We start from the raw sequence: 283 nt of genomic DNA on the forward strand, positions 1-283 counted from the left end.
TAATTTAAATAAAATCCAATTAGCCTAGCATGAGCCAATCGGGAGATTCGCCATGACGGTAATGAGCAAAAACTACGTAGAAAATAACCCACACTTTTCTCAAGCAGAAATAGGGGCGGCTAGAAAAGTGTTTTTAGCGCACAGCTATAATAAACAAGTGCACTTATTAACAATAATGGATGTTGAAGAAGCGGTTGCTATTTTACAGCACTGTTCAATTACTTATGTACAAGACTTAATAAGTCGTTTAGAAAAAGACGGTTACGACAAACTCGCTCGACAC

Annotated in this window: 1 pseudogene; it reads left to right on the plus strand. The window is 37.5% G+C overall.

Annotated elements, in window-relative coordinates:
• Positions 1 to 52 precede the first annotated feature (52 nt).
• Positions 53 to 283 (plus strand): annotated as a pseudogene (locus AAEY62_RS21940) (magnesium transporter); the annotation flags it as partial.

The sequence above is a fragment of the Pseudoalteromonas sp. GW168-MNA-CIBAN-0100 genome (assembly GCF_040309225.1).
Taxonomy (GTDB): Bacteria; Pseudomonadota; Gammaproteobacteria; order Enterobacterales; family Alteromonadaceae; genus Pseudoalteromonas; species Pseudoalteromonas arctica.